The sequence below is a fragment of the Paraburkholderia polaris genome (genome assembly GCF_012927345.1).
GTDB classification, from domain to species: domain Bacteria; phylum Pseudomonadota; class Gammaproteobacteria; order Burkholderiales; family Burkholderiaceae; genus Paraburkholderia; species Paraburkholderia polaris.
The window spans coordinates 42,284-49,634 of sequence record NZ_JABBGJ010000059.1 but is presented as its reverse complement, the minus strand read 5'-3'; the positions used below and the strand labels follow the sequence as shown (position 1 = coordinate 49,634).

Below are 7,351 nucleotides of genomic sequence, written 5' to 3'. Positions count from 1 at the left end.
CCGAATCAGGTGGCCGATCTGTTCCGCACCGGATCGCTCGATATCGGCGGCATCTATTCCCCGGCCTTTTTCCCCGACCAGATCCGCAAGCCCGAGTACAAGATGGGCGTGACCTACGGCATGAAGGAAGGCTTCGCCACGCAACTGATGTTCACGGTGATCCCGAAGTCGCACCCCGCCGACAGCGATCTGATCCACGCGTTCATCAACCATTCGCTCGACGCCGGCGTGCAAGGCCGCATGGCTGCCGACGTGCTGAACGGCCCGGTCAATTCGAAGGCGGTGATCCCGGCTGAGAGCCGTGCGTTCGTGCCAAGCCCGAAGCAGATCGCCGAGAAAGCGATCCTGCATGACGACAAGGCGCTCGCCGTCGTGCAGCCGGCGTGGATCAAGCGCTACACCGAGATCTTCGCGGCATGAACGCGATGTTCGCGCGCTTTTCGCGGCGTGCCTCGTCTACGTCAGGCGCGGCGTCGGACGCTACGTCGGGTGATGCGTCGGGCGCGGCTTCCGGTTCGCCCGGTACCGCGTCCGGCGCACCGGACGAGCAGGCGTCCACGGCGCTCGCGAAAGCGCGCCCCTGGCTTCTGCTCACGCCCATCCTGCTATTTCTCGCCATACTCTGCGCGGCAGCGCTCGTCGTGCTGCGCATGAGCTTCGGCACCCAGGGCAACGAATGGCACGGCTTCACGCTGCAGAACTACGCCGATCTTCTCGACGGCTATTTCCTGAAGTCCTTGTGGCTCACGTTGAAGCTGGCGTTCCAAAGCATGATCTGCGCAGTGCTACTGGCCATTCCCGTCGCGTTGGCGATGGCGCGCACCAAGTCGCGGCTCGCGCGGCGGCTGTTGCTGGCAGGCGTGCTGCTGCCCTTGCTCGTCAATCTGCTGCTGCAAGGTTATGGCTGGTTGATCATTCTCGGTCCGGCCGGACTGCTCAATCATGCGTTGCTCGGCAGCGGCCTCGTCGACCGCCCGGTGATGTGGCTGTATCGCGAACACGGCGTGTTGCTCGGTTTGATTCAGACGGCGTTTCCTCTGGCCGTGCTGCCGTTGTCGAGCGCGATGCGCGCGGTCTCCAGCTCGTATGAAGAAGCCGCGGCCACGCTCGGCGCAACGCGTTGGCAAACGCTGCGTCATGTGTTGCTGCCGCTCGCCATGCCGGGTCTCGTGTCCGGCGCCCTGCTCGTGTTCGCGTACAACGCCAGCGCCTTCGCGGTGCCGTTGCTGCTCGGCGGACGCCGCGTGCCGATGCTCGCCGTGCTGGTCCACGACCAGGTCGCGCCCTTGTTGAACTGGCCCGCCGCTTCCGCATCGGGCGTCGTGTTGATGATCGCGACGCTCACCGTGATGGCGCTGTCGCAGCGCCTCGTGCGCCGTACACAACGTCTCGCCGAGGAGCCTCACGCATGAGCACGCCGATCCAAACCCCACGTCTGCCGGGTTCGCCCCGTCTGCCCCGTCTGCCCCGTTTGCCGATGACCATGCCGGGCCAGCTCGGCAAGGCTACCGCGCTGCTCGCCGCCGTCGTGCTGTTTCTCGCCGCGCTGCCGATCCTGACGATGATCACGATGTCGTTCAGCGCGGCCGACACGCTTGAATTCCCGCCGCACGCCTACGGCCTGCATTGGTACCGCGCGGCGTGGCACAGCTTCGTCTCGCCGGATGCAAGCGACTCGCTCTCAATGGGCGCCGCGCTCAGCACGAGCCTGATCGTCGCGCTCTCGACGATGGTCATCGCCACGCTCGTCTCGGTGCCCGCCGCCTACGCACTGAGCCGCTACCGCTTTCGCGGCAAACCCGCGGTCGAACAACTGGTGGCGTTGCCGCTCGTCTATCCGCTGGTGATGCTCGGCCTGTCGCTGCTGCTGGTGTTCAACGTGCTGCCGATCGAACTTGGCGTGTTCCGCCTGATCATCGCGCATGTGATTCTGGCGCTGCCGTTCACCGTGAAAAATTGCGCGGCGTCGGTGGCCTCAATCGGCCCCGAGTTCGAGGAAGCCGCCTGCGTGATGGGCGCGAGCCCGACCCGCGCGCTGATCGACGTGATCCTGCCGCTGATGCGCCCCGGCATTCTCGCCGGCATGCTGTTCGCGTTCATCGTCTCGTTCAACGAATTCACGGTGACGTTCTTTCTGTACGGCATCGACACGATGACGCTGCCGGTGTGGCTCTACAGCCGCACGGTGTCGTCGCTCGATCCGACCGTGTTCTGTTTCGCCGTATTCATCGTCGCGATCGACTTCGCGCTGATCTGGCTGCTCGAAAAGCTGATCGGCGACGAAGGGGTGGCGCTTTGATCACCCTTTCGATTCACGCTGCCTTGACGCCTTCTTGCTGGAGCATTCGATGACCCATCTGACCTTGCAGGCCGTGACCAAACGCTTCAACGCGGCCTATGCCGTCGACAGCGTCGACCTGAGCGTGCCCGACGGCAAGCTGGTGTGCTTTCTCGGGCCGTCCGGCTGCGGCAAGACCACGCTGCTGCGGATGATCGCGGGGCTGGAAACGCCGAGCTCGGGCAGCATCAACTTTGCCGGCCGTAACATCACGCACCTGCCCGCCAACCAGCGCGACTTCGGCATGGTGTTTCAGTCGCTCGCGCTGTTTCCGCATATGACGGTCGCGCAGAACGTCGCGTACCCGCTCAAGCTACGCAAGACCGCGAAGGACGCGCAAGCACGCCGCGTCACTGAATTGCTGGAGCTGATCCAGTTGCCGCATATGGCGAACCGGCCGGTCACGCAACTCTCCGGCGGCCAGCGGCAACGCGTGGCGATCGCGCGCGCAATCGCATCGCAACCGAAACTGCTGCTGCTCGACGAACCGCTCTCCGCGCTCGACGCCAAGCTGCGCGAAGCGATGCAGGTCGAAATCCGGCTGCTGCAACAGCGTCTCGGCATCACCACGATCATGGTCACGCACGATCAGCGCGAAGCGATGACGATGGCCGACGAGATCGTGGTAATGGAGAAAGGCCGGATTGCGCAAGTCGGCAAACCGCTCGATATTTATCGCGATCCGGTCAGCGAATTCGTGGCTGACTTCATCGGGCTCGGCAATATTCTGCCGGTCACTTATGACGGCGCGGGCGGCGTCAGTCTGCCGGGCGGAAGGCGCATTGCCGTTGCCCAACCGGCGCGGGTGCCGGAGTCCAACAGCGATATCCGTCTGCTGATCCGGCCGGAAGACGTGTGCGTCAAATCGGCGTCCGACGCTGTGGGGCAAAACCGCCTCGCGGGCACGGTGACTTTTATCCGCGACGTGGGGGCGTCGCTCGAAGCGACGATCGATTGTGCAGGTTTCACCCTGACTGCCGCGACCACGCCGCGCGAAACGCCCGGGTTGACGCTCGGCATGCCGGTGCTCGCGGAATTGCCGCCGCACGCGTGCAAACTGATTGCTGCCCGCGCGGCTCGTTAAACCGCGTCAATAAAGAACGCCACTGAAGCGCTCACTGAATCCCATTCCAATACCAAGTTTTCGACAGAGGAAAGACCATGAACCACCCGCAAGTTGCCCGTAACAGCACCCGCCGCGTCTTCGCTACCCTCGCCGCGACGCTCGCCTTCACCGGCCTCGGCGCGCTATGCGCCTTTCCGTCGGCCGCGCATGCCGACGCGCTCGACAATATCGCCAAGTCTGGGACGGTACGCATCGGCGTATTCGAGGACTACCCGCCGTTCGGCTCGATCGGCCCGGACATGAAGCCGATGGGCTACGACATCGACGTCGCCAACCTGATCGGCAAGGCGCTCAACGCCAAGGTCGAACTCGTGCAGGTGACAGGCGACAACCGCATGGCCTACCTCGCCGACCACAAGGCTGACATGCTGCTTTCAGTCGGCCAGACACCGGAACGCGAAAAGGTGATCGACTTCTCGCAGCCGTACGCGCCGTACTACCTCGCCGTGTTCGGCCCGAAGACGCTGCCCGTGAAGAACGCCGCCGACCTCGCCGGCAAGTCGATTTCGGTTGCGCGCGGCACGCTGGAAGACCTGAGCGTGACCAAGATCGCACCTCCCACGGCGAACATCAAAAGGTTCGACGATCCTAACGGCGCAATTTCGGCGTTTCTTTCTGGTCAGGTACAGTTGATGGTAGTCGGCAACGACGTCGGCGCAACCATTCTCGCGCGTCATCCGGCGAACGATCCGGAGCAGAAGTTCTCGTTGTTCAGCTCGCCGGATCACGTCGGTTTGAACAAGAACGAGCCGCGTCTGAAGCAGAAAGTCGACGAAACGATTGCCAAGGCCCGCAAGGACGGCACCATGAATGCGATTTCGCAGAAATGGCTGCGCGCGCCGCTGCCGGCCGACCTCTGAACCTTTTTTGCGCGGACTGCCCAAGCCGGTCCCCCAAGGGGGACCTCCTTCGGGGCGTCTCCCCCAAGGGGACTTCCTTCGGGGCGCGCGCTGGAGTTTGACCTCACGATGAGCGCCATGCCATGACTTATGCGTTCGATTTCAGCGGCTTCGGCCTTTATGCGGGGCTGCTCGCGCGCGGCGTCGCCGTCACGCTGGGGCTGACCGCCGTGTCCACCTTGCTCGGCGGTCTCGTCGGCATTGGCGGCGCGAGCATCGCGGTGGCCGGCCCGAAGTGGGCGCGCTGGGTGGTTGCGACTTACGTCGAGTTGATCCGCAATACGCCCTTTATCGTGCAGTTGTTCTTCATCTTCTTCGGCTTGCCAAGCCTCGGCATTCATATCGACGAAGTGCAAGCCGCGATTCTGGCGATGACCGTCAATCTCGGCGCATACGCGATCGAGATCGTACGCGCCGGTATCGATTCGATTTCGCGCGGCCAGGTGCAGGCGGCGCAAGCGCTCGGCCTGCAGGGACGGCAAGTGTTTCGCTATGTCGTGCTGCCGCAGGCGCTCGCCAACGTGTTTCCCGCGTTGTTAAGCCAGGTGCTGATCGTGATGCTCGGCTCGGCGGTGGTCTCACAGATCTCGGTGCCCGATCTGACCTACGCGGCCAACTTCATCCAGTCGCGCAACTTCCGCTCGTTCGAGAGCTACGTGATCATTACCGCGACGTATCTGGTGTTGTCGATCGTGTTGCGGCAACTCATGAACCGGCTCGGCCGCGGCCTCTTCGCGGGCCGCGTGGCGCGCGGCGGCAGCAGCGACAGCGCGCCGCGTAACTGGCGCACCCGCCTGATGTGGCGCGGCGCCCGCACTCTGCCGACGGAGCGTTGATCATGGTCGAATTCACGCTGTGGGACATCGCCCGCAATCTGCTACTCGCCGCCCGCTGGACGGTGCTGTTGTCGCTGATCGCGTTTGTCGGCGGCGGCATTGTCGGGCTGATCCTGCTCGCGATGCGCGTGTCGCCGTTGCCGTGGCTGCGGCGGATCGTTGTGGTGTATGTGGAAGTGTTTCAAGGCACGCCGTTGCTGATGCAGCTGTTTCTGGCGTTCTTCGGCCTGCCGTTGCTGGGTGTCGATGTTTCGCCCTGGGTTGCGGCGGCCGTCACGCTGACGCTCTATACCAGCGCGTATCTGGTCGATGTCTGGCGCGGCTGCGTGGAAGCCGTGCCACGTGGTCAGTGGGCCGCGGGTGCGAGCCTGGGCATGACGTTCAGCCAGCAACTGCGCTATATCATCTGGCCGCAGGCGCTGAAGATCGCCGTGGCGCCGACGGTTGGTTTCCTCGTGCAGGTGGTGAAGAGCACGGCGCTCGCGTCGATCATCGGCTTCACGGAATTGACCAAGACCGGCACGATGATCACTAACGCCGCATTCCGCCCGTTCCCGATCTACGGCATGGTCGCGATGATTTACTTCGCGATGTGCTTCCCGTTGACGTGGTATGCGCGAGTGCTGGAGAAGCGGCAGAAGGTGGGGCAGCACCGGTGACCTGGCGTTGGCTGTTCTTTGCCGCAACGAACTCCTCCCAGAACGCTTAGTCGCCCTAACACGCATTCGTAAAAAAAACGGCAACCGTTTCACGCGGTTGCCGTTTTTTGTTGCCACAGCGATTTGACTACCTCGCCGCCTGGGTCGACTTCCGCAACTTCGCCACGTCACCCGCCGTGACCGCCGATCCACCGTTATTCCACCCGGCACGCACGAAGGTCAGTACATCGGCGATCTGCTGATCGTTGAGCACCGGCGCGTACTTCGGCATCGGATACGGCGCGGGAATGCCGCCGATCACCAGATCCTCCGTACCGTTGAGCGTCACGTTGATCAGCGAGGACGGATCCTTCTCCAGCACGTTCGGATTGCCGGCCAACGGCGCCAGCATCGGCGCAAAGCCACGTCCATCGACGCCGTGACAGTGCATGCAATACGCCGTGTAGACGCGCGCGCCGGCATCGTTCGCCGGGCGGTTCAACGACACCTTCGTCGCTTGCGGGTCATACGCATAAGGCGGCGCGCCACTGCCGCCCGCCGGCGGAAGCGACTTCAGGTACGTGGACATCGCGGCGATGTCGGTGTCGTTCATGCCCTGCGTGCTGTTGTTGATCACACTGGTCATCGAACCGAACGCCGACGCGTGGCGATTGGCGCCAGTCTTCAGAAACGCCTGCAGATCCTGATCGTTCCAGCGACCCAGGCCGACGTTATGCTCGCCGGTCAGGTTCGCGGCAAACCAGCCGTCGAGCAGGCCGCCGGTCAGGAACGCGCTGCCGCTTTCATCCAGCGCCTTCTCCTGGAACGCGATGCCACGCGGCGTATGACACGAGCCGCAGTGTCCCAGACCCTGAATGAGGTACGCGCCACGATTCCACGCCACCTCTTTGCCCGGTTTGTCCTGATAGACGCCCTTCTCCAAGAACACCATGTTCCAGAACTTCAACGGCCAGCGCATGTTCAACGGCCATTTGATGTCCGGTTCGCGGTTCGCCTGCTGCACCGGCGCCACGCCGCTCATGAAGTACGCGTACAGCGCTTGCATGTCGTCGTCGTTAACTTTTGCATACGACGGATACGGCATCGCCGGATACAGGTTGTGACCGTCTTTCGCGACGCCTTCGCGCATCGCTTTTGCAAAGTCCTCTTCCGTGTAATTGCCGATGCCGGTTTGCTGATCCGGCGTGATGTTAGTGGTGTAGATCTGGCCCATCGGCGTGGTCATCGGCAGGCCGCCCGCGAACGGTTTGCCCTTCGGCGCCGTATGACACGCGACGCAATCGCCAACCTTCGCCAGATAGGCGCCGCGCTGCACCAGCGCCTGATCCGCTGCTTGCGCCGGGGTTTGGGTCAGGAACGGCAATGCCACGCACAGCGCCGTACCGAAACCCTTGAGTGTGTTTTTCATGTTTGGCTCCTGTCGACCAGAGTTAGCGCTTGAGCTGTCGACCAGAGTTGGCGCTTTAGCGCTTACTCTGGTCCCATGCAAAGCA

The 7,351-nt window shown here is 63.3% G+C and carries 7 protein-coding genes and 1 pseudogene; 7 read left to right on the top strand and 1 reads right to left on the bottom strand.

What is annotated here, in order from left to right:
- The 7 genes and pseudogenes from HHL24_RS38465 to HHL24_RS38435 form a co-directional block, all read left to right on the top strand.
- Positions 1–420 (top strand): annotated as a pseudogene (locus tag HHL24_RS38465) (ABC transporter substrate-binding protein); the annotation flags it as partial.
- A complete protein-coding gene (locus HHL24_RS38460; protein ID WP_169490532.1) occupies positions 417–1,412 on the top strand; it encodes an ABC transporter permease in 996 nt (331 codons plus the stop codon). The pseudogene HHL24_RS38465 and the gene HHL24_RS38460, both read left to right, overlap by 4 nt.
- Positions 1,409–2,299 carry an ABC transporter permease gene (locus HHL24_RS38455; protein ID WP_169490531.1) on the top strand — a complete coding sequence of 297 codons (891 nt, stop codon included), beginning with the start codon at positions 1,409–1,411 and terminating at the stop codon, positions 2,297–2,299. Before HHL24_RS38460 ends, HHL24_RS38455 begins: the two co-directional genes overlap by 4 nt.
- Positions 2,300–2,348: 49 nt before the next feature.
- The gene (locus tag HHL24_RS38450) at positions 2,349–3,422 is read left to right on the top strand and encodes an ABC transporter ATP-binding protein (protein WP_169490530.1); all 1,074 of its coding nucleotides are present in this window, start codon (positions 2,349–2,351) and stop codon (positions 3,420–3,422) included.
- Positions 3,423–3,499: 77 nt separating this feature from the next.
- A complete protein-coding gene (locus HHL24_RS38445) occupies positions 3,500–4,324 on the top strand; it encodes a transporter substrate-binding domain-containing protein (protein ID WP_169490529.1) in 825 nt (274 codons plus the stop codon).
- 122 nt (positions 4,325–4,446) lie between these two features.
- Positions 4,447–5,199, top strand: coding sequence for an amino acid ABC transporter permease (locus tag HHL24_RS38440; protein ID WP_169490528.1), 753 nt, complete (start codon positions 4,447–4,449; stop codon positions 5,197–5,199).
- A 2-nt stretch (positions 5,200–5,201) separates the two neighbouring features.
- Positions 5,202–5,858, top strand: coding sequence for an amino acid ABC transporter permease (locus HHL24_RS38435; protein ID WP_169490527.1), 657 nt, complete (start codon positions 5,202–5,204; stop codon positions 5,856–5,858).
- Positions 5,859–5,985: 127 nt separating this feature from the next.
- Here HHL24_RS38435 and HHL24_RS38430 read toward each other — a convergent pair whose 3' ends face one another.
- Entirely contained in the window at positions 5,986–7,266 is a 1,281-nt protein-coding gene (locus HHL24_RS38430) for a c-type cytochrome (RefSeq protein ID WP_169490526.1), read from the bottom strand.
- Between the last annotated feature and the right edge of the window lie 85 nt (positions 7,267–7,351).

Bases quoted from the DNA above. Each gene is read 5' to 3' on its own strand.
- HHL24_RS38460 (WP_169490532.1), top strand. From the start codon at position 417: ATGAACGCGATGTTCGCGCGCTTTTCGCGGCGTGCCTCGTCTACGTCA.
- HHL24_RS38455 (WP_169490531.1), top strand. From the start codon at position 1,409: ATGAGCACGCCGATCCAAACCCCACGTCTGCCGGGTTCGCCCCGTCTG.
- HHL24_RS38450 (WP_169490530.1), top strand. From the start codon at position 2,349: ATGACCCATCTGACCTTGCAGGCCGTGACCAAACGCTTCAACGCGGCC.
- HHL24_RS38445 (WP_169490529.1), top strand. From the start codon at position 3,500: ATGAACCACCCGCAAGTTGCCCGTAACAGCACCCGCCGCGTCTTCGCT.
- HHL24_RS38440 (WP_169490528.1), top strand. From the start codon at position 4,447: ATGACTTATGCGTTCGATTTCAGCGGCTTCGGCCTTTATGCGGGGCTG.
- HHL24_RS38435 (WP_169490527.1), top strand. From the start codon at position 5,202: ATGGTCGAATTCACGCTGTGGGACATCGCCCGCAATCTGCTACTCGCC.
- HHL24_RS38430 (WP_169490526.1), bottom strand. From the start codon at position 7,266: ATGAAAAACACACTCAAGGGTTTCGGTACGGCGCTGTGCGTGGCATTG.